At 29.6% G+C, this 19,365-nt stretch carries 16 protein-coding genes; 5 read left to right on the forward strand and 11 right to left on the reverse strand.

The features are described 5' to 3' along the window. Window positions 1-60 precede the first annotated feature (60 nt). From GCL57_RS02570 to GCL57_RS02585, 4 genes are all read right to left on the reverse strand, one after another. Window positions 61-390 carry a helix-turn-helix domain-containing protein gene (locus tag GCL57_RS02570; RefSeq protein WP_152211697.1) on the reverse strand — a complete coding sequence of 110 codons (330 nt, stop codon included), beginning with the start codon at window positions 388-390 and terminating at the stop codon, window positions 61-63. A gap of 2 nt (window positions 391-392) precedes the next feature. Beyond that, window positions 393-725: a type II toxin-antitoxin system RelE/ParE family toxin gene (locus tag GCL57_RS02575; protein WP_152211698.1), complete on the reverse strand. Its 333-nt coding sequence runs from the start codon at window positions 723-725 to the stop codon at window positions 393-395. Window positions 726-989: 264 nt separating this feature from the next. Continuing rightward, entirely contained in the window at window positions 990-1,169 is a 180-nt protein-coding gene (locus tag GCL57_RS02580) for a Tn3 family transposase (RefSeq protein WP_152211699.1), read from the reverse strand. A gap of 198 nt (window positions 1,170-1,367) precedes the next feature. Beyond that, a complete protein-coding gene (locus GCL57_RS02585) occupies window positions 1,368-2,132 on the reverse strand; it encodes a substrate-binding periplasmic protein (RefSeq protein WP_152211700.1) in 765 nt (254 codons plus the stop codon). A gap of 1,463 nt (window positions 2,133-3,595) precedes the next feature. Here GCL57_RS02585 and GCL57_RS02595 point away from each other — a divergent pair. Beyond that, window positions 3,596-4,312, forward strand: coding sequence for a hypothetical protein (locus tag GCL57_RS02595; RefSeq protein ID WP_152211701.1), 717 nt, complete (start codon window positions 3,596-3,598; stop codon window positions 4,310-4,312). Here GCL57_RS02595 and GCL57_RS02600 read toward each other — a convergent pair. Both GCL57_RS02600 and GCL57_RS02605 read right to left on the reverse strand, forming a co-directional pair. Then, window positions 4,309-4,686: a type II toxin-antitoxin system VapC family toxin gene (locus GCL57_RS02600; RefSeq protein WP_152211702.1), complete on the reverse strand. Its 378-nt coding sequence runs from the start codon at window positions 4,684-4,686 to the stop codon at window positions 4,309-4,311. The two genes, GCL57_RS02595 and GCL57_RS02600, sit on opposite strands and share 4 nt — an antisense overlap. Next, on the reverse strand, window positions 4,683-4,925 hold the full coding sequence (locus GCL57_RS02605) for a type II toxin-antitoxin system Phd/YefM family antitoxin (protein ID WP_152211703.1): 243 nt from the start codon (window positions 4,923-4,925) through the stop codon (window positions 4,683-4,685). Before GCL57_RS02605 ends, GCL57_RS02600 begins: the two co-directional genes overlap by 4 nt. Before the next feature lie 354 nt (window positions 4,926-5,279). On the opposite strand from GCL57_RS02605, the gene GCL57_RS02610 reads away from it, so the two are divergent. The 3 genes from GCL57_RS02610 (at window position 5,280) to GCL57_RS02620 (ending at window position 9,815) form a co-directional block, all read left to right on the forward strand. After that, on the forward strand, window positions 5,280-6,362 hold the full coding sequence (locus tag GCL57_RS02610) for an acyltransferase family protein (RefSeq protein WP_152211704.1): 1,083 nt from the start codon (window positions 5,280-5,282) through the stop codon (window positions 6,360-6,362). Window positions 6,363-6,965: 603 nt separating this feature from the next. Further along, the gene (locus tag GCL57_RS02615; RefSeq protein WP_152211705.1) at window positions 6,966-8,354 is read left to right on the forward strand and encodes a phosphatidylinositol-specific phospholipase C domain-containing protein; all 1,389 of its coding nucleotides are present in this window, start codon (window positions 6,966-6,968) and stop codon (window positions 8,352-8,354) included. A 369-nt stretch (window positions 8,355-8,723) separates the two neighbouring features. Further along, entirely contained in the window at window positions 8,724-9,815 is a 1,092-nt protein-coding gene (locus GCL57_RS02620) for an alkene reductase (RefSeq protein WP_152211706.1), read from the forward strand. Window positions 9,816-10,353: 538 nt separating this feature from the next. On the opposite strand, the gene GCL57_RS02625 is transcribed toward GCL57_RS02620, so the two are convergent. From GCL57_RS02625 to GCL57_RS02640, 4 genes are all read right to left on the reverse strand, one after another. Beyond that, window positions 10,354-11,979: a methyl-accepting chemotaxis protein gene (locus tag GCL57_RS02625; protein ID WP_211363204.1), complete on the reverse strand. Its 1,626-nt coding sequence runs from the start codon at window positions 11,977-11,979 to the stop codon at window positions 10,354-10,356. A gap of 394 nt (window positions 11,980-12,373) precedes the next feature. Next, window positions 12,374-13,144: a hypothetical protein gene (locus GCL57_RS02630; protein ID WP_152211707.1), complete on the reverse strand. Its 771-nt coding sequence runs from the start codon at window positions 13,142-13,144 to the stop codon at window positions 12,374-12,376. Window positions 13,145-13,457: 313 nt separating this feature from the next. After that, window positions 13,458-14,090: a YceI family protein gene (locus GCL57_RS02635; protein WP_152211708.1), complete on the reverse strand. Its 633-nt coding sequence runs from the start codon at window positions 14,088-14,090 to the stop codon at window positions 13,458-13,460. Between the two features lie 235 nt (window positions 14,091-14,325). After that, entirely contained in the window at window positions 14,326-15,654 is a 1,329-nt protein-coding gene (locus GCL57_RS02640) for a hypothetical protein (RefSeq protein ID WP_152211709.1), read from the reverse strand. A 580-nt stretch (window positions 15,655-16,234) separates the two neighbouring features. Here GCL57_RS02640 and GCL57_RS02645 point away from each other — a divergent pair. Further along, window positions 16,235-17,059 carry a penicillin-binding transpeptidase domain-containing protein gene (locus GCL57_RS02645; RefSeq protein ID WP_152211710.1) on the forward strand — a complete coding sequence of 275 codons (825 nt, stop codon included), beginning with the start codon at window positions 16,235-16,237 and terminating at the stop codon, window positions 17,057-17,059. A gap of 71 nt (window positions 17,060-17,130) precedes the next feature. Here GCL57_RS02645 and GCL57_RS02650 read toward each other — a convergent pair whose 3' ends face one another. After that, entirely contained in the window at window positions 17,131-19,185 is a 2,055-nt protein-coding gene (locus GCL57_RS02650; RefSeq protein ID WP_152211711.1) for a GAF domain-containing hybrid sensor histidine kinase/response regulator, read from the reverse strand. Between the last annotated feature and the right edge of the window lie 180 nt (window positions 19,186-19,365).

A 19,365-nucleotide genomic window follows, 5' to 3' on the forward strand; every position in this document is an offset into this window, starting at 1 on the left:
CATATAATTTTTGATTAATTTTAGAAATTTTTATTAACCTGCAGAGAAAAAATTATATTTTCATGCACAACCTGAAGTTAATTCTTTAATTAGATCTTCTCCTTGATTAGCAAGAATATCCATTAATCGTAAAGCTACACCTTGTGGTTGATTTCCACCTTGTTCCCACTTTGCAACCGTTTCATGAGAAACAGATAAAAAATTTGCAAACTCTTTTTGGCTCAATCCAAGTGAAAGGCGAAGTTTTTTTATTTGATTTGGTTTCATAATAGTAACAGGCTTAAACACAATAGTTTTGTGCTCATGAACTCTTGCTGCTACTTTTTTATTACCCTCTTTGTATTCAATAGCCTCTTTTAAACCTCTTTCAAGTTTTTTAAATAAGGTCATGATTAATCCTCTTTTTTCAACTGGTTAACTAGTTTAGCAAGTATGTTAATTTCGGATTTCGAAAGATTTGCTTTTTCATTCTTTGATATAACGGCTATTAAATAAATTTCTTTAGATGCTGTTATATCAAGATAAAAGACTCTAACACCTCCGCTTTTCCCTTTATTTCCAACAGCCCAACGGGTTTTTCTAACCCCTTTAGATCCCTGTATAATATCTCCCATAGTTGGGTTTTTCATGAGTTCTATCTCAAGGGAATTGATTTCCGAATCTCCGAGCTTGAGGCGCTGCCAGTCTTCCCAAAAGCCATCCAAAACGATAAAAGTTCTATCCATTACAACTCCACGGTAGCATCAACTAGTATTAAATACTAGTTGATGCTACCGCAATTGTCAACTTAAATCCTTTATCAGCTTTTTTTCTAAATACTTGAATTTTAAAAACTATATTCTTAAAAAAAATCAAGTCAAATCCAGCTTTAAATCAAACTCTTCTTTCTGAATTGGAAGTTTTTCAATTTTATATATTCAAAATCCATTAATATGAGAAGTCCGATACGGGCTCAATTTAGAAATTACTTTTTTAGTTATTGGATGTCCTTAATGAATAAGATCTTTAAAAGCTTTAGACATTGAAAAAACATTATAAAAAATAAATATATTTGCAAGTAAATGATTGTACTTTATTGCCTTTTCTTGTTCAACACGAACGTTTTCAGACATTTCAAGATTAGCAGGATAATAGAGCTTATCCTGATTCTTGTCAGTTCTATACTGCATTTATTCACCTGGAAATGAGAAGTGTGCATGGAGAGCATCACTTTGTTTTAAGCAAAATTTAAACTTTTAGATATCTTAGTCTCATTCTTTTTGGGAAATGACAGCCTGAAAAAAAACATATGAGGGGTGTCAAATGTGGCTTGGGCGCTTTTACAAATGTTACTCGACTGTCTTGCCTGAGACCCCAATTAAGTAAATTTAAGGTTTTTTAATATGGTATTTAGAATACCGTAAAAACAGATCTTGATAAAAAGGAGAATTCTTTACTTTAAAAAAATATTTTCTATATTTTTTAACAATTTTAGGATCTGTTTGTTTTGAAAAAGCAATATATAATTGATTCGTTCTAATTTTATATGCCATAATGATCTTTTCAGAAGGAATATTTTGCTTTTCTGCACGTGCATAAACGCTAACATCCGTTGCCATCCAAAGATCAAAGCGCCCTGAAATTAACATATGAATAAGACTATTTCCTATAACATTTTGACTTTGAGCAACTCTATAAAGGTTTTTAAAGCCATTTTTATTAAGAAATTTTTCATGGGAACTTCCCAATTGGACACCAATTATTACCTTTTTTTTTGCATCATCCAATGACTTTATTGAAACTTTGGAATCAGACCTTTTGAAAAAACCAACAGTCCCCTTTGCTAAAGGGCCTACCCACTGATAATTATCTTTATTTTCATCAGTCTGGTATACGCTAAATCCAGCTGTATTAGGCTGTTTATCAATTATATTAATTAACCTTGGGAAAGGAATTACTTCAATACTATCCTTACTATTCATTAAACGTAACATTTCATTTACAATTTCAACAGAAAATCCATCTAATTTTCCATTTTCAAAATAGTTAAAAGGATAAAAATTCTCCGTAAACCATTTTACTGTGACTGCTGATGCAATATTTTTAATTAAAAAAGATAGATTACAAACTAAAAAAATTATTATTATTCTCATAAAAAGTAAACCTTTTAATAGGGTTTCTTAGCGTAAACCACAGAAATTTTCGCGAACGTTATTTTGTGTGAATCTAACGTCGGCTTAGCCACAGATAAAGGGTTGACGGTGAACACTCGTAAATACACATATTTGTCCATAATTCATTACCCAAAATGATAAAAACCAAGATTCCATTTTAATTGGACACAATGCGTCTGATATTAACATAAAATACTGGATGATAATAGGGGGCTTAGGCGCTTTGAAGAGAAAATTGTTGGTACCGTCTACCATAAATACCCATTTTTGCCCTCATTTTTTGGACATAAAAAGTCTAGTAAATTCAAAACACAAAAAAAAGTACTCTTGATTGTAGTTAAAGATACTTATTTTTACTTTGAAATTTTCAGTGAATACTTTTCAAATTTTATTATTTATGGTTATCTATTTCATTATTGTATATTTCAGATCAAACTGATATGCATTATAAGAAATAGTAATTATAATTAATAAAATTTAAATAATAGTTTATATTTTGCATTGGACCCCAATTCACCAAAACTCACAAGCAGGTTTTTCTCTCGCAACAGGTCGAAACCCCAATTAGAGTTGCTCGATATCTGAGTGATTGCAAAAACTAAATCTGAATTATTTTTGAAATTGAGTAATAATTTATTTGATATTTTAAAATTAATTTCAAAAGGAAATGCAATAGGTGACGATTTTAGAATTGAGATAATTAGATGACAATAATTTCTCAATTAAATTTTTAGAACCCAAATATGCAACTGCATTATTGCTTAAAAAATTACGTAAAAATAAGTGTTTAACGCAGTCTAAAGTTGCGCTAGAATTAGGTTCGGAAATTAATTGTTATGTGCAGTATGAGGAAGGGAAATGTGAGCTATCATTAGGAAAATTTACAGATATATTAAATGTATTGGGCTACGAATTGCAATTGACGTTGCAAAAATAATGAGAATCAATTTCGAGTTAGGCTTCTTTTGCCAGTTTCTGATGCTTAAATAGAGTTATCATTTTTAAAACTTAAAGAGGGAGGGATGTTATTCTTAAAAAAGATGAATAAATAAAATCTTTTCCTTAATCCAAAGAATTTTTTCTCCATAATCTCTTGTAAAGTTGAAAACTAATAGCAAGGTCGTTAAATAAGTGCATAAAATTCATTTAAGAATTTAGATTATTTTGTTCACAGCTTAAATAAATTTTAAAGATAATTATTTTAAAGTCTTTTCAAATTAATTCAAAGAGAAATTATTTGGCATTCATTTTGCTTAGCATCTTTATAGAAGGTATTCGCAAATGAATTTTATATCATTTGCTTCAATTTTAACAATCAAACTTGGTTTTCTATGAAATTTAAAATAAATTTTTTTTCTAGTTCAAATAAGTGCTGCTTATGTAAAGTCAACATAAGTAATTTATTAGGAAAAATTAATAATTGTACAAATTGTGGAATTTTAGTGTGTAATATCTGTTGTAAATCAGTGATAAAAGGTATTCAATCCAAATATAATAATTTAAATGAAAATAAAATCAGTGATTCCGTGCATGTGTGCAGAAAATGTATGACAGATCCAAATACATTATTTTTACATGATGATATTAAAAATTATCGGAATAAAGAACTTATCAGGGAATTAAAAAATCTTATTATTGATATAAATAAAAATTTCCCTGTCTCATCATCTAGACAGTTTTATTTTAACTTATTTGATAATAATTTACATAAAGGAAAAGAACGAAGTCATTCAAGACAAACCCATGATTTACTTAGAAACTTTGAAAATACTTATTATGAAAATGAGAGTAATAAAATTAAAGAAATAGAAAAAAATTATGCTCATTGTTTAAAGATATCAATTGCAAACTGTCATGAAATGGCACATTTCTGTCTTCTGTATTTTTATTATAAAGGAAAAAATAGAAAAATTAATTATAAATATACAGTTTTTAGCGCTCTCGATGCAGATCATGTCTTCTTTTGTATTCATGAAGATGATATAAAAAATTCTGGCATCATTTGTGATCCATGGTATAAATCTGTTTTTCTTTTTAAAAATCTGCCTGAATACTATGGAATTACAAAAGCAGAAGCATTACTTAGTGATAGTGATATTAAATCTCTAAATAGTTATTACACAAACTTAAGCCAAATCAGACCAAGAAGATTTATTTAAACTAACTCAACTAAATCAGAATATTTTTTAACTAACGCATCTGCTGTAATTAATCTTAAAGGTTCAGACAGCGCCTGAGCAACTAGCATTCGATCAAATGGATCTCTGTGAATATCTGGCAACCCATTTAATGATAGAATATGATCAAATTTTAACGGTAACTCAATAAAATTCGTCTTTTTAAATATGCTTTTTAAATCGTCTATTTCTATATCCAATTTTCCTAAATTCATTTTTATCATCATTTCCCAGACTGATACTGAGCTAATAAAGACCTCATCAGCATTATCAAGAATTTTGCGAGCTTTTTTTGATAGTTTATCTGAATCTTCCAAAATCCAAATTATTATTTGAGTGTCTAACAAAATCTTCATTTATGATCACCATAAAACATGTTATTAATTTCATCACATGGCGCATCAAAATCATCAGAAATTTTAATTTTTCCCTTCATTAATCCGTAAACTATTTTGTGCTTTTCTTTTTTAATTGGTTCCACCGTTACTAGTGGTTTTCCAGCTTTAGCTATAATAAACCCGACCCCGTCGGTTATAGCGTCCTCAATCAATCTGGATAAATTTGTTTTTGCTTCATGCATATTAATTACGTGCATATCATATATCTCCTGCTGACCTATCGGCTAAACTAAGCTTAGCTTAAATTGAAATAAAAGGCAAGACTCTTTTAGTATATGCAAAAAAAATAAGCTAATAGCTCAATACTAGATTCATTCATCAAATAATGGGACTTAGTGTGCAAAACTCCATTTTAAGTAAAATTTCAATTTTTAGCTATTTTAATCTCATTCTCTTTGGAATATTTAATGAAAAAATATTATTTTAATCAATTAGTTTCATGATATTATTTGATTAAGTTTCACTCTCTTTGTGAAATGACAGTCACCATTAATACTTTTATTGTATATTAATAATGCAAAAATAAGATCATCATCAAGAGGTTTAATCTTATGCATATACATAAAAGAATATCTTCAATCGATGCTTTGCGTGGCCTCACCGTAGCAGCAATGCTCCTAGTTAATGATGCGGGAGATTGGGATCATGTTTATCCTTGGCTAGAGCATTCAGAATGGAATGGTTGTACGCCAGCAGATTTCATTTTTCCTTTTTTTCTATTGATCGTCGGTGTGTCGATACAATTGGCATTAGGACCAAAGGCGGAGAATGCGTTGTTAGCAGCTGAGCGAAAAGCACTGGTGAAGGCCGTTATCTGGCGCGGCGCCCGAATTTTCTTATTAGGTCTCCTTTTGCATCTGCTTGCTGCATTCATGATTGATGGTCAGGTATTTCGTTTATTGGGAGTATTGCAACGAATTGGTGTGTGTTTCGCTGCAGCAGGCATGATAACAATTTATATGAAACAGGCATTTTTACAATATGTGTTGTTTGCTACAATATTGCTCGGATATTGGGGATTGCTGCAATTTTCAGGGGGTTATGCTCCGAACATCAATCTGGCTGACCGCATTGACACAGCAGTGCTTGGGCGACTGTCTTACACATTTGATCCAATAACAGCACTCGCGCACGATCCAGAAGGAATTTTATCGACATTACCTTCCTTCGCAACCGTAATCCTGGGCTTACGTGCTGGTGCATTATTACGAAAAGGACATACTTTGCGTTTGATTTTAATTGGGTTTATAATGATGGCAGTAGGCTATGTCTGGTCGCATTGGGTACCTTTGAATAAACAATTATGGACATCGTCATTTGTCTGTTGGACTGGCGGTGCGGCATTGCTATCAATCGGGATTTTTCATTATTTGATTGATATACGCAGTTGGCCAGCGATCGGAAGGAGTTTTGGAGTGAATGCCATTACTGCTTATGCTGGCTCTTGGATCGCAGTTTGTCTACTATCTTGGTTAAACATAATGAATCCATTATATTTCCATTGGTTTTCTGAGCCTCTGACAGCGCAATTTAGTGCGGAATTCGCATCATTTGCTTTTTCACTGACATTTACATGTCTTTTTGGAATAGCGATGTGGTTTTGTAATTTGCTCGGTTGGCGGGTTGTAATTTGAAAGATTGACCACACTTCCAATTCACATTTCTTAAATTCATCAAGAAATGGAATTAGGAAGATTCTTTAGATACTTTAATTTCTTCTTCTTTGGGAAATGTCAGGGAGGGAATTTTAGTAAGTGAACTGAAGGGTGACAATTTGTTTCTATTTTAAAAAAGTTTATATGGGCGCGGAATTGTTTTATTTGAAAACTTAATATGGTAAGCGGTAAGGATCTGCGCGCCGTGAGGCACGCAGATCCTTACCATATACCTAGAAAATACTACTCTAGATTATTTTTGGTTTAAAAAAAATAATATTAAAAGAAATAAAAACTCTGATTTTTGGAGAAGATAAGTAAATTTATATGAGAAAATATTCAAAATAAATCAATTTAAAATAATTTTATTTATCTATTTTTATATTATTTACTTTGGGATTAATTCCATCGTCTTCAGGTAAAGATAATTAATTTATTAACAAATAAACCAATTATCTTTAATTGATTTGTTAATATACCAATTATTTTAAATATCGTTACTCAATATATATTTAGTATCCATTTGCATTAAAAATTGTAATACGTAATAATTTTATAAAATCACCCAATATAGGAGTTACCATGAAAATAAAGTTATTAACCTTCTTATTTCTTCTTTTTTTCTCAGGAAAAACTTTTGCAGGGCAAGGTGCGTTTCTGTCTTTTCAAAATCACTATGATCCTGAACTGGATAGAAATAAAGGAATTAATTATTCACCAGCAAATGTGAAATGTTTGAATGGTTTAAATCTAGCTGGCAATAATTTTCTCACAAATGTGTTGGGGTATTATATTGAAACAGATACTCAACTTGGAAACGGATGTCTATTTTTAGGAGTTGTCCCTCTCGATATTGTTGTAAAAGATTTTCAAGAAACGATAGCAACATATCATGTAAATTTAAGTTTAAATCAACTATTAACAGGTGGATTAACCTCCCTAAACTCAAAATACTGGAGTCATGGTGATTATATGAGTCATGGCGTATCTATTTTAGGGATGAGAAACACTCAAGATAGAATTATGATCAGTGCAGCAAAGAAAGAAACTGTAACGAGTTGGATGGGGCAAATTTACAATGTAATTAAAGATAGGCCCATTAATCAATTAATGATTCCTGGAAGCCATGATTCCGGTACCTATGACTTAGGTGATAAGATATCTCCTGACTCCACTTTGCCAGCAATAATAAGTGGTGCTCAAATTAACAGTTTAGCAAGAACTCAGTATTATTCTATTGCGGAACAGCTTGATAGAGGAGTTAGATATTTAGACATTCGTTTATGCTCTGATGGCTCTAATTTATTAGTTTGCCATAGTGTATTTGCGAATACGTTAACTATCGAATCTATCTTTGAACAAGTAAAGAATTTTTTAGATCAACCTGTTAATAAAAATGAAGTGGTTATTGTTGACATTCAAGCAGTGCAAAATTGGGATAATTTTTCTCCTAATATAAAGTATAAAATTCAAACTGCATTAATGAAATATTTAGGAAATTATGTAGCACAACCCAGACAATTCTCTCCTGAAAGTCACTTTGGAGATTTTGTACAAAGTGGTAAACGAGCAATTGTTTTGCAATATCATCCAACAACAAGTTTAATCTGGGAAAGATCAAATTATATGTGTGGACTTTGGGCTAATTCAGATAATCCTGATAAGATTTGGGAGTACTTTCAAAGCAATATAGAGAATCGATCTAACGTTTGCAGCAATAATAAATTTATGCAGAGTCAATTAGTTTATACCATTCAAGGCGCTACAATTGACAATGTGCTAGGAAATTCATTAAGAGATATTGTTGGTCCAACCAAATATAATTATTTATTAAAGTTAAATAATAATTATTTATTATCAACTTCTATGAGAAAAAATGCAAATATTGTTATTGAAGATTTTACTTCAGGATTTGATTTGGCATTAATGGCAAAATGGCTTAATTGGTCAAAGAAGTTTTTTCATGATTAATATATTCGGTTCTGAAGTAAAAAATGGACGAATTTTTAGATTCAAAACTTAACAATTTTTCATCTACACTAAATCCAAATTTAAATATGATTTTTTAATCATATTATAAGATCTTTGCTAAATCTCACTCTTAACGACCCTAATTATCATTAGTTTCAAAATCTTTATGATATTTTTAAGGTTCTTTACAAATTCTATTCTTAAAAAATTATGATTTACCAGTGTTAATAAAGCTATAAACAGTTACTTATCGTGTTGCTTAATAATTTTTATTAAACTAATCGAATTTTTATATTATATGATATAAAAATTCTTTGCTCGATCAGATTGTTTTCGATGCTAAAATTTAAAGACTAATGAGGAGACTTTATGTCTATTTTATTTGAGCCTATCAAAATAGGCGACTTATCTCTTAACAATCGAATTATTTTAGCTCCTTTGACACGTTGCAGAGCAGATTATCAAAGAGTGCCAAATAATTTGATTAAAAAATATTATTCTCAAAGAGTTTCATTTGGAATGATTATTTCTGAAGCTACATCAGTTGACTTACTTGGCGTCGGATATCCAAGAACTCCAGGTATTTGGAATGAAGATCAAGTGAAATCTTGGAGAAATATTACGGATGCCGTCCATGAAAAAGGCGGAACAATCTTAATGCAACTGTGGCACGTTGGAAGAATTTCCGATCCAATTTATATAGGACAAGTTCCGATTGGACCAAGTGCCATCGCCGCAAAACATAAAGTTTCTTTAGTCCACCCTGAAAAATTTTACGAAACTCCACGTGAAGTTACTTTAGCAGAAATAAAGCAACTTGTAGAACATTTTAGAAATGGAGCTAAAAATGCAAAAAAGGCAGGATTTGATGGAGTTGAATTACATGGAGCAAACGGATATTTATTGGATCAATTTTTGCAATCCAATTCAAATATTCGAAAAGATCAATATGGCGGCTCAATAGAAAATAGAGCAAAATTTCCATTAGAAGTTGTAGATGCCGTTATTGATGTTTGGGGTCCAGGTAGAGTTGGATACCACATTTCTCCAAGAGGAGATATATTAGACGTTAATGACGAGAATCCTCTTGCAGCATTTAGTTACTTTGTTTCTGAATTATCAAAACGAAATCTTGCATTTATATGTGCACGTGAATATGAAGCTAAAGATAGTATATCTCCAAAATTAAAAAGTCTTTTTTCAGGTAAATTTATATTAAATGAAGGATTTACAAAAGAATCGGGAAATAATGCAATTCTTAATGGAAATGCAGATGCTATTGCATTTGGTCAATTATCAATTTCCAATCCAGATTTAGTACAAAAATTTAAAATGAACGAAAAATTAAATCAACCTAATCCGAAATATTTTTATAATGAGCATAAATATTTATTTGATTTAGCTGAGCCTATTTCTGAAAAAGGTTATTACGAGATAGATAAAATAGGATATACGGAATAGGGACATTTATATGAGATAATAATAAAAACTTAAAAAATATAGTAAAAAATACTTATTACCAGCCTATTTATTTAATTCTTTCTCGTAATCACTTTCTAATAGCTTCATATGACGCAAATTAATCTTTTCAAAAGAATTATCTGAAGGATGGAATAAGTTCAAAGATTTATCTCTAATAATAGATCTATAGCTTTTATTTGCAGGTTTCATTCCCCACATATTATTATAAATGGCTAAGGTATATATGAATGGTTAATTTATTTTCTCAACATAATACAATATTAATTGTCACTGTCGCAAGAATTTATATTAACACCCATCCATTGATATTTTGCTTATCCCTTAAGCTACAGACATGTTGTATTATTTAAAATTGTTTTTAATAAAAAAAATAAAATTATTTTAATGATTAACTTCTATTTTATTGACAAATATTTTTTTTATTTTTATAAATGTTTTGTCAATACTATTAATGGAGCCTCCATGTGAGTCTACCTGGCAAACGATAATGAGTTTTCATTTGACCGCCTAAACTTGGTTACTTTGCTTCTAATCTTGACACCAGATCTTTTAAATTTATAGCAAGATGACTTAATTCTTTTGCAGCTTCTTGAAGTTGAGAAGCTCCTATGGAACTTTGAGTAGCTGATTCTGAAACATTTCTAATTGAATTAGATATGCCTTCTACAGCTTTACTTGATCCCAAAACAACTCGAGATACTTCGTTTGTTGTAGCTGCTTGTTCTTCGATTGCAGTTGCAATGGTCATAGAAATTGAATTAATTTCTTCAACAGCTTTAGAAATATCTTCGATTGCAATAACTGCATTTCCGGTACTTTGTTGAATAGTGCTAATTTTCAATGAAATATCTTCAGTTGCTTTTGCAGTTTGTTTAGCAAGTTCTTTTACTTCATTTGCAACAACAGCAAACCCTCTACCAGCATCTCCTGCTCGAGCGGCTTCAATGGTCGCATTTAATGCTAATAAGTTCGTTTGTTGTGCAATAGAACTTATAGTTTTAATCACAGTTCCAATTTCTTTACTTTCTACGCCTAATTGAGATACTAAGGCATTTGTTTCCTTTGATCTTTTCATACTTTGTCTTGTCTTTTCAGATCCTGCCGTTGAATTTTTAGAAATCTCTTTAATTGAGGCTGCCATTTCTTCTGTATTTGTTGCAACAGATTGAATTCCTTTGAACACTTCCTCTGATGCAGTGGAAGCGCTAATTGATAGGTTGGTAGTCTTTTTCGCATTGTTTTCAAGTTGAGATGCAGTAGCAGATAGCTCTTCTGATGCTGTTCCCAATTGAACAGCTGTTTCGCTCATTATTTTTACAAGTTCTCGCCATTCTTTCTTTTCTTTAGTTATTTCAGTCGCATATTTTACAACTTTAAAAACCTTTCCAGATAAATCAAAAACAGGATTGTAAGAAGCTTGAAGCCAAATTTCACGATTTCCTTTTCCTTGCCTTTGAAATTGACCAGATATAAATTGACCGTTATTTAGCTTATTCCAAAATTCATTATATTCAGGCTTTTTTGTATAATTAGAATCACAAAACATGGAATGATGCCTTCCTTTAACTTCTTCTATTCTATATCCCATGGCATTTAAAAAATTATCATTTGCATCGATCACTGTACCATCTAGATTAAAATTAATGACAGCTTGGGTTTTAGAAAGCGCTGCTAATTCTTGATCTTTTAATTTCTGTTTACTTACATCAGTGGCAAATTTAATTACTTTATAAGGCTTTCCAAATAAATCTAAAATAGGATTATAGGAAGCCTGTATCCAAATTTCTTTACCCCCTTTTCCAATTCGTTTGTATTCGCCAGAATCAAACTCACCTCGATTTAACTTTTCCCAAAAAAATTTATAATCATTTGATTTTATAAAACTAATATCACAAAATATTTCATGATGCTTTCCTTTTATTTCCTCAAAGGTATATCCCATGACATTTAAAAAATTATCATTTGCATGTTGAATAATGCCATCTAAGCTAAATTCAATGATTGCTTGGGTTTTATTAATTGCAGTTATTTGACCTAAAAGATCTCTAATTTTCTCTTCTGACATATTTTTAGAATCATTATTTTCTAGGATATTTAATTTATTTTCAACATTCATTTGCATAATTTTAGGCTTATCTTCCATAAAAGTATTTTCCTTAACTTTTAAGAAATTAAAAAAGAATCTACGACCTCTATCTATTCGGTTTTTATTTTAAATTCTTTGCAAAAATATGAGGCTATACCCCGACTGCTCAGTACAGTATTATTGGAAATTTGATAAAAGCAAAAAAAGATTAAAAACTTGATAGTTTTCCAAACTGTATAAATTTTATTTTATAGAGAAAATAATTAGCAGCAAACCCATTGTCCCCAAAGCGGACGAGATTCTGCAGTCATAGAAATCTGCTGATTAGATTGCTCTCATTCCATCTTACATATTCCTCGTCTGGCTTTACGTTGGATTGAGTCAATCCCTTTTTTCCGTTTCAGAGGGGGAGGACGGGATTTGTGTAAATGAAGATTAAAATATATAAAACTTATTTTATAAGACCTGGTATAAAAATGATTGGGATATTAAATCTTCGAGATATTTGAGAAATATATGAGTATTCTTTTTTCATAATAATATCTTCTTTTTTTTGGTTAATTTCTTCATTAATTAAAACATAAGCTGCTTTTACTTTAATAGTTCCAGTTTTAGGAAATCCTCGATGGATATTTACATCTGGTTTTCCACATACTATAACCTCATTATGAATATCCTTATGAGTGATTATTTTTTTAGGAGCGGTAAATAATTCTAGTGGAGATAATATTTTATCAATTTTTTCTTTAACATGAATGGATAGTAATCCATTATTGATTATTTTTTTATTTTTCACACGTTTTTCTTTTATTGATGGATCAATATTCTTATCAAAAAGTGTGCCTATATGGTTATTAAACCAAAGATCTTCAGGAGAAGTTAATAAGATATTTTGTTTAGGAATTCCTAAAATAAATCCTATACTACTACCATAAAAAAATGGTGCCTTATCTGAAACAACACAAATACTCATTGCATCCCACTTTTTAAAAACCGATTCGGGATTTTCCTTTAATAAAGGAGTTAAATTTGATTCGCTATAAAAATGGCCACCAGAAATTCCGTGGGTGGTAAAGATAAACTCTTTATCATATTTTAATTCTAATCTACCATTATTTCTATTTTTATTGGTAATTCTAGTTGTAAAATTTTTAGGATCAGTAAACAGACTTTGTTCCCATGAGTGCAGTTTTTCTAATTGTGAGTTTGATAAATAAGACATTATAATCCTTATATTTAAATTTGTAAAATACTACTATATTGTTTAAAATAAATTCAACTAAAAATTTTTTCTAATTGAATTTATTATTATTTATTAAAATAAAAAAAATGGCAAGATTTATTACATTTATATTATAAAAATTTATAATATATTAAAAGACTTAAAATAAAATAATTAAATTTGAAGATAATATGAATTTTTCAATAAAGCATAAATTTAAATTACTTAACGATTTTTATAGTGGATTATAATAAATGGATAAACTTATAGATTATATATATAATTGATATTATTTTAATATTTTTAAAAAAAATTAAAGCTTTATCACTCCTTCACAATTAATATTTATAGTTACAATATCGCCAACAGTGGCTGTTGCTTCAACTATTTTATTATAATTTATTCCAAAATCTTTGCGGTTAATTTTTGTTGTTCCTTTAAACGCAACAATTTCTTTTGCTTTTGATTTAAGCTCTCCGTTATAAGTAATATTGAATGTAACAGTTTTTTTCACACCACGTATATTAATATCTCCAGTTAAATCGAAAGTATTTGCTCCAGTTTTTTTAGCTGATGTTGACTTAAAGGTCATAGTCGGATACTTTTCTGCATCAAAAAAATCTTCTTTTTTTAAGTGTTCATCTCTTTGTGTGTTATCAGTATCAACTGAAGCGACATCTGCAGTTGCTTCTAGCTCAGTTTTAGTAAAATCTTTTGGATTAAATTTAAAATGACCTTGAAATCTTTTAAATTTTCCGGTGGCTGTACTGATAACAAGATGAGCAATCTCAAATGAAACTGAGGAATGAGAATTATCAATTTCATATTTCTTAGCAGTTTCAGCAATAGCAACATATTTTTCTTCTTTATTTTGAGCAAAAACAAAATAAGGTAAGGTAAAGAAAGTCGAAATCAGGAATAATTTTGTAAATTTACTTATAATCATATTACTCTCCAAAGCATTAAAATTAAATTTATCACACAGGAGTATCTAACATATTTTTGTTTGTTAAGAAAATAATAGGTACAATTTTTAGAGATTAATAATTGAATTAATAAAGTCTTTGATAAGATTATGTTATTTTACTATTGCTTCAAAATATTATAAATACCTTTATTGCTATAAATATAAGCAAGTAATCTTCAGAAAGTTAGTAACATTAAATTTTTAAAAAAATAATTTATTTATTTAATTCAATTTTAAATTCGGAGTTACCATGCGTGACTATTATTTGTCCTTTAATATTTTTTTCACGAGTATCTATTATATCATCCGCAGTTTTTTGCCAAGATTTAAATGATGAAGCATAGGTGTAAGGAGGAACAAAGAAGTTATATTTATTTTGAAATATATAATTAATAAGTAATAAAATAATAAATAAGTATGCGAATTTTTTGTTAATTACTTTATTTAAATAAGAAAACAAAATAGAATAAACTGATAAAATTGAGATAGGCAATAAAATAAAAAAGTATCTTGTTTGGAAAAGTTCAAAGTTATTAACCAGACCAAACCATGCCGTATTCCATGTCCCTTTTCGAACTATGCAAGTCATTAATATTAAAATTATATATGAAAATATTGAGGAAAAAATTATACAATATAATTTTTTATTCCAAGTTTTATAAATAAAATAAAAAAATAAGATCATAAACCCAAATCCAATATAAAGGACAGACTGCCAACGTTGATTTATATAAAAAGTGATTTGATCTCCAAAAATCGGTATTAAAAACATTCGATTAAAAAAACTATAAAAAAATCTGTTTGGAAAGTAGTTTTTTACAAATTCCATTTTTGCCTGTAAACCAGATTCTCCTTGTGTCCAAATGCTATAAGTATTTGTAATATATGCATATGAATTCAATAAAGTACTAAACAAAACTATTCCAAGTAAAGTTAAGTGATTATAAAGATTTCTTTTTGTCTTATTTTTTAATAGGAACATTCTTGTTAATATTAATGGTAATAAAGCGCAAATTTCCCCCGCACTTAAACCAGAAAATATAAATAATAAAAAATGTCTAAACTTATACTCAGTATTTAAATCATACATTAATGTAAGTACACAACATAAAAAAAGTACGGAATGGATATTAGAAAAGTTCCCTAAAAATTCATTCTGTCCCGGTATAAAAAATATAAATAAAGCAATAATAAATCCTAAAAATCTGCTTTGAGTGATCCATGTTAGCTCTTGCTTGGTGAAAAGTGAAAGTGTATAGGAAAAGATTGCTGTACATATAAATAAAGTTAAATATGGATAATATTTTAGTGATATAAGGGATGAAATATAAGATAAAATTTGTGGTAAAACTTGAAAATACCCTGCATAGGTCATAAAAATAGAATTATAACTATCCTCTAATGAGCGCTTTAAAAATATATAACCATCTTCTCCCCAGAAGCCGGGATGAATAAATCTAAAATATTGTTTTATGCAAAGTATCAAAAAAAATAAAATGAAATATTTAAGTTTATCCAAAATTATATTGCTATTTTTTGGCATCAAATTACTCACAATAATAAAAATTAAAATTTAGACTATCAAAAAAGCTAACCCGACACTCTCAAATTTGTCAAGTATAGATATTAATTATACTATTGATATTAAAAAGTTAGAAATTTTTTGTCACTCGGTTGGTGTATTCTTAAAGTAAAAGGGAACTCATATAAAGATCTGATTTAGCAAATCATTATTTTAGAGCATTAAGCAGTTCTCCTTTACAGCAAACTGAAGATATAAAAAATGTATTAATCCATTGTGATTTTAATCCATCTGAAGATACATTATTGGAAAAAATATGATTTTAGTAAATGCCCATTATGGATAGACAATTGGGATGTCCCTTCACCTACTATACCATTAACATGGAAAGATAAAAATTGGTCTTGATGGCAATTTACAAGCAAAAGAAAAGTTGATGGTATCGTTGGCAAAGTGGATAGGAATAATATCCACAATCCTTTAAGGAAATGTTAGAGGATGATATCGTACACTTTAATTTATATAATAATATTTTATAAGTTTAGCATTTGACAAAAAAATTTCTTTTATTTAACTTTTCCTCTTTTAGAAAGGATAGGTAATGAAAAGTTTTTTTTATGTTTTAATGTTAAGCTCATTGACTACTTATGCAAAAGAAAATATAAACTATAAAGATTATTATAAAAACTCTCAAGGATGTTTTATATTATTTGATGTCAAAAAAAATAAAATTGTTGAGGAATATAATGAGAAATTTTGTAAAGAACAAATGCCACCCAATTCAACATTTAAAATTCCTTTAAGTATTATAGGATTTGACAAAAAAATATTGAAAGATGAAAAGAATCCAGAATGGAAATTTAAAGAAGAGTATTTAACCAATGGTTTTCAAAGCTGGATGCCAGTTCAATGGAAGGAAGCAAACACTCCAAGCAGTTGGTTAAAATATTCCGTGCTTTGGTACAGTCAAGAGCTTGCAAATAAAATTGGCACTGAATCAATAAAGGGTTATCTAAATAAATTTGATTATGGAAATATGGATTTTTCTGGCAAGACAGAAAAAAATAATGTCTCAACAATACCTTGGGTAGACTCCTCTTTGAAAATCTCTGCAGAAAATCAAATTCAATTTCTAAAGAATTTTGTTCTAAAAAAGCTTCCTGTTAGTGATTATTCTATTGAAATGACAAAAAAATTGCTACTAATTGATCAAAATAATAGTAAAATATCTTTATTTGGTAAAACAGGAGCAGGTTTTATGGAAAAAAGAATTGCACACGGATGGTTTATTGGCTGGGTTGAAAAGGAAAATAACTCTTATCTTTTTGTAAGTCGGATAAAAGATAATTTAAGTGATGGAGAATTAAATAGTGTTGTTGCTCGAGAAAATGCAATGAAGTTTTTGCAAAAGCTTGATATTTTGTAATATTATTTTTCTTAAAAAGCAAAAGTGAAAAGTCACTATATATCTAAGTCTCATTAATTAAGACCGCTTTATTATTCATACAATTCTTCTTTATAATTTAATTCTTTAAGTTCCATTTCAAGATTTGCAATTTTTTCTTTTAATTCTTGATATATTTTTTCTGCACCTTCAATAATTTTTTCATGCCCCATTTTTTCAAGTTGTATAGCTAAAATAATGGCTGGTTTCGCAAAAAAATTGGAAAGAGCTCCTTTTAATGTATGAGCTGCAAGTTCAAGTTCGAATGGGTTTTTATTTTCAAGAGATATTTCGATTGCAGAAATAAGTTTTGGGAGGCAAACAAGAAAACTACTGACTACTTTTGTCGAGAATTCTTCAATCCCTTTATAGTTATTTAGAAAAGCATTTTTATCAAAAGATGTAAGCTCACTTTTTATTTCAATCGCTTTTTGATCATCTTTAATTATGTCTTTTTGCGCTATTTCTTGTAGACATCCACCTAAAGCATCTAAAAGAGATACGATTGCAATCGGTTTAGATATAAAGCCATCCATTCCACACTCAAAACACTGATCAATATCTTCTTTCAGAGCACTTGCTGTGAGTGCTATGATACGTGGACGTTTTGCTGCTTGTTTATATTTTACCAAAATCTGTTTTGTGGCCTCAAAGCCATCCAGTTCAGGCATATGGCAATCCATGAAAATGAGATCGTAGAAGTTTTTTTCCACACTTATTAAAGCCTCTTTACCATTGTTTGCCACGTCAGCATGATAACCAAGCTTTCCGAGGAATCCAATAGCAACAAGTTGATTTGTATTGTTATCTTCGGCTATCAAAATTTTTAAAGGATGTTTTTTTCCCATTTTGGGATCAAAAGTAGGAAGGATGTCATCTGTATTTTCTACTTCTGAAGGTGTTCCTTCTTCAGCAAGGAATGTAAATGAAAAAATGGAACCTTCATTCACTTTACTTTCTACCCAAATGCTTCCGCCCATCTTTTCACAAAGTCCCTTACTAATTGCTAATCCTAAACCTGTTCCTCCAAATTTTCGTGTAGTTGAAGCATCTACTTGCGAAAAAGATACAAAAAGTTTGTTCATAACTTCTTCTGGAATTCCAATGCCTGAATCTTTTACTGAAAATTGAATTTTTATCTTTTTCTCTTTTATTTTAATTATTTGAGAAGAAATATCAATACGTCCTTTTTCTGTAAATTTTATTGCATTTGATACAAGGTTCATTAATATTTGCTTAATACGCATGCTGTCTCCAATAACAGCATCTGGAGCTTCAGGATCATAGTTGTAAGAAAGTATAATTCCTTTTTCAGAAGCTCTCACGTTCAAAAGCTCTACAATGTCTTTAACCATTGCGTGGAGAAAAAAACATTTCATTTCAAGTTCTACTTTGTCTACTTCAAGTTTTGAAAAATCAAGAACTTCATTAATAAGATCAAGCAGTGAGTTACTGCAATTTTGTATTATCTTTAGGCGTTGAATATTAGTTGGTTTGATAACTGAATCTAAAAGTAAATTTGTCATTCCAATAATTCCATTTAGCGGAGTTCGAATTTCATGACTTATATTAGCAAAGAATGTTGTTTTTGTTTTTATACTCGTTTCAGAATTTGCTGCAGAAAGTCTAAGCTCAAGTTGACTAATGACTTGTCTAGCAAGCGTTTGTAGAGAGATTATTTGTTCTAGAGTTAAATTACGTGGAAAATGATCAATGACACAAAGAGTCCCAAGACGGTGTCCAGATGAGGTTTGTAGTGGAGCGCCTGCATAAAATCGAACAAAAGGAGCACCTACGACCAATGGGTTATCATGAAAACGTTCATCTTTAGAAGAGTCAGGAACAATGAATACTTCTTTCTTTAAAATTGCATGTGAGCAAAAAGCAATATCTCTTGGAGTTTCTGAGGCGTCTAGACCTACTTTCGACTTAAACCATTGTCGATTTTGATCCACAAGTGAAATTAAGGCAATTGATGATTTACAAATATAGGATGCAAGAAATGTAAGATCATCAAAGTCTTGTTCAGAAGCGCTATCAAGAACCTGGTAGTTTAGTAGTTTTACCAAACGTGCTTTCTCATCGGGTGGTAGAGGGGCGATTTTCATAAGAGCTCCTTTTTTTATACTTATAAATAACTTTTTCTCATTAATTATCGAGAAAATATAAAAATAAATTATCTTTTTATAAGAAGTTAATAATTTATAAGTAACAAGTTCACCTTGCTACGATCGTTACTAAAAAACTATGGACTTGATCCTGATCTCTATTAAAAGTGACCGTGAAGT

Source organism: Fluviispira multicolorata, assembly GCF_009208585.1.
GTDB lineage: Bacteria > Bdellovibrionota_B > Oligoflexia > Silvanigrellales > Silvanigrellaceae > Silvanigrella > Silvanigrella multicolorata.

What these genes read in the sequence shown, in the direction of transcription:
- GCL57_RS02570 (WP_152211697.1), bottom strand. Translation starts at nt 390, where the DNA reads ATGACCTTATTTAAAAAACTTGAAAGAGGTTTAAAAGAGGCTATTGAA.
- GCL57_RS02575 (WP_152211698.1), bottom strand. Translation starts at nt 725, where the DNA reads ATGGATAGAACTTTTATCGTTTTGGATGGCTTTTGGGAAGACTGGCAG.
- GCL57_RS02580 (WP_152211699.1), bottom strand. Translation starts at nt 1,169, where the DNA reads ATGCAGTATAGAACTGACAAGAATCAGGATAAGCTCTATTATCCTGCT.
- GCL57_RS02585 (WP_152211700.1), bottom strand. Translation starts at nt 2,132, where the DNA reads ATGAGAATAATAATAATTTTTTTAGTTTGTAATCTATCTTTTTTAATT.
- GCL57_RS02600 (WP_152211702.1), bottom strand. Translation starts at nt 4,686, where the DNA reads ATGAAGATTTTGTTAGACACTCAAATAATAATTTGGATTTTGGAAGAT.
- GCL57_RS02605 (WP_152211703.1), bottom strand. Translation starts at nt 4,925, where the DNA reads ATGCACGTAATTAATATGCATGAAGCAAAAACAAATTTATCCAGATTG.
- GCL57_RS02610 (WP_152211704.1), top strand. Translation starts at nt 5,280, where the DNA reads ATGCATATACATAAAAGAATATCTTCAATCGATGCTTTGCGTGGCCTC.
- GCL57_RS02615 (WP_152211705.1), top strand. Translation starts at nt 6,966, where the DNA reads ATGAAAATAAAGTTATTAACCTTCTTATTTCTTCTTTTTTTCTCAGGA.
- GCL57_RS02620 (WP_152211706.1), top strand. Translation starts at nt 8,724, where the DNA reads ATGTCTATTTTATTTGAGCCTATCAAAATAGGCGACTTATCTCTTAAC.
- GCL57_RS02625 (WP_211363204.1), bottom strand. Translation starts at nt 11,979, where the DNA reads ATGGAAGATAAGCCTAAAATTATGCAAATGAATGTTGAAAATAAATTA.
- GCL57_RS02630 (WP_152211707.1), bottom strand. Translation starts at nt 13,144, where the DNA reads ATGTCTTATTTATCAAACTCACAATTAGAAAAACTGCACTCATGGGAA.
- GCL57_RS02635 (WP_152211708.1), bottom strand. Translation starts at nt 14,090, where the DNA reads ATGATTATAAGTAAATTTACAAAATTATTCCTGATTTCGACTTTCTTT.
- GCL57_RS02640 (WP_152211709.1), bottom strand. Translation starts at nt 15,654, where the DNA reads ATGCCAAAAAATAGCAATATAATTTTGGATAAACTTAAATATTTCATT.
- GCL57_RS02645 (WP_152211710.1), top strand. Translation starts at nt 16,235, where the DNA reads ATGAAAAGTTTTTTTTATGTTTTAATGTTAAGCTCATTGACTACTTAT.
- GCL57_RS02650 (WP_152211711.1), bottom strand. Translation starts at nt 19,185, where the DNA reads ATGAAAATCGCCCCTCTACCACCCGATGAGAAAGCACGTTTGGTAAAA.